The sequence below is a fragment of the Steroidobacter sp. genome, from assembly GCF_016790065.1.
Lineage (GTDB): Bacteria > Pseudomonadota > Gammaproteobacteria > Steroidobacterales > Steroidobacteraceae > Steroidobacter.
This window is the reverse complement of sequence record NZ_JAEUPY010000259.1, coordinates 1-1,894: the sequence shown is the minus strand read 5'-3', so window position 1 is coordinate 1,894 and position 1,894 is coordinate 1. Positions and strand designations below refer to the sequence as shown.

2 protein-coding genes are annotated in these 1,894 nt (G+C 60.7%); one reads left to right on the top strand and one right to left on the bottom strand.

Annotated features, from left to right (window positions below; translation table 11 throughout):
* Positions 1–1,132: tetratricopeptide repeat-containing sulfotransferase family protein (locus JNL55_RS11400; protein ID WP_293852946.1), on the bottom strand; the 1,132-nt coding region annotated here is incomplete at its 3' end.
* Between the two features lie 50 nt (positions 1,133–1,182).
* Here JNL55_RS11400 and JNL55_RS11395 point away from each other — a divergent pair.
* A complete protein-coding gene (locus tag JNL55_RS11395) occupies positions 1,183–1,728 on the top strand; it encodes an aspartyl/asparaginyl beta-hydroxylase domain-containing protein (RefSeq protein ID WP_293852945.1) in 546 nt (181 codons plus the stop codon).
* The last annotated feature ends 166 nt before the right edge of the window (positions 1,729–1,894 follow it).

Below are 1,894 nucleotides of genomic sequence, written 5' to 3'. Positions count from 1 at the left end.
CCAACCGAGGAGCGTCGAAGCCCGCGACATTGGCTGGATAGCCCGGCCGCAGGCCCTTGAGGATGCGAGGCAGATCCGGCAATTCACCGGCGCCGAACACCTGCGGATGACTGGCCAGGATCTGTTCGGTCAGCGTGGTGCCGGAACGCGGCATGCCGACGATGAAAATCGGTTGTTGCGAATCACTGCCCTGCGGGCGCACCTGCTCGAACCACTCGCGCGAAAACATCGCCATGGTGCGATCGAACTGTTCCGAGATACGCCGGACATTGAAGCCGGCGCCGCGCTGGCCGACCAGTCGTTTGGCGCTCAGGAAATGCTCGAACGCTGATTCGTAACGTTGCTCGCGATCGTAGTGCTTGCCCAGCCCACTATGCAGCTTGATACGTTCTTCATCGGTCGTATCCGCGCTGGCCAGCAACTCCTGTGCATCTGTGACCAGCGCCTGACTCGGTTCATAAGAACGTATCGCGATCAGATTAGCGACTGCGCTGGCATGCCGCGGCCGCAGGGCCAGCACCTCTTGATAATGCTCGATGGCCGCGTCGAACTGTCCTCGCTGCTCCAACAACACAGCCAGATTCCGGCGTGATCGAACATGGCTGGGATTGATCGCCAAGGCGCGCTGATACATCGCCAGGGCCGCGTCGGCGTCCCGCTCTTCGTTGAGCAGATTGGCCAGGTTGTAAGCTGCGTCGACTGAATCGGGAGCCAACTCGAGCGCACGGCGATACAAATCCGTGGCACGTTGCGGATCACGCACGCGCACGGCGTTGGCCAGGTTGTTGAGCGAATCCCCATGTCGCGGATCGATTTGCACGGCCGCCTCGAAACAGGCGAGCGCCGCGTCCTTGTTCTTCAATGCGATCCAGACCTGACCCAAATGATTGTGGGTGCGTGGGTCGTCGGGCTCGATCGCGATCGAGCGTTGCAGTAAACGCAACGCCTGTTGGGAATGGCCGGTTTGCTGAGCGATCAACCCCAGGTAATGCAATGCCCGTGCATGGTCGGGGAACTGTTTGAGCACTTCGCGATAGGTCGCGTAAGCCAGCTCCAGTTCACCCTGTTTGTGGCGCGCAAAGACGCTCTCGACCTGCTGATCCGCTTCGCTTCGCGACATGACGGTACTCACGACCACTCCTCGACTGGACGCTTCTCGCAATACTCTATTAGAGTTTGCCCATGCTGATCGATGAATCCACCTGCCCTCTCGGCGAATACGACTGTAGCGAACTCACCGAGCGAGTGTTGGCGCTGGATGAGAGCGTCTGGCATCGTGACCAGCGGCGTCAGCAAGACTATGACGTACACGCGCAGACGCAATCTCTGATCCTGTTGTTTTGTACCGGCTGGCCGGAAGTATCCGTCGCCCGCGCCGAGGGCTGGGACCTGCTCGCCGAAGCGGCGGTGCCGGTCATGGATAAAATCATCGCCGACCACTACACGCAGGGTGGAACTGTCATCAGGGCAATGATGGCGCGCCTGCCGCCGGGTGGAAGGATCGCGCGTCATCGCGATTCGCATCCCTCGTTCGCCGTCGCGCATCGAGTGCATGTGCCGCTGCAAACCAATCCGAATGTGGAATTCATCGTCGGCAAGGAGACGGTGCCACCGCGCACGCACTTCGCGTTCGAGTTGAACAATCGGGTCGAACACCAGGTGTTCAACCGCGGCACCGCGCATCGCATTCATTTCATTTTCGACTATGCGCCGCCGCGCGCAGCGTGACCTGACATCATGAATCGCTTCCCACTGCTGCTGGCATCGTCGGTGGTTCGCGGCAGCCGGCTGGGTCAGAGCCACGGCGGCTTGTTCTTGATCGACATGGCTCTGGGCAAGGTCGAACAGAAACTCGACTGGAACAGCACGGACATCGACGTGAGCGGCCGCGGCG

Excerpts from the sequence above, each read along its gene's own strand:
- JNL55_RS11395 (WP_293852945.1), top strand. The coding sequence starts at position 1,183 with ATGCTGATCGATGAATCCACCTGCCCTCTCGGCGAATACGACTGTAGC.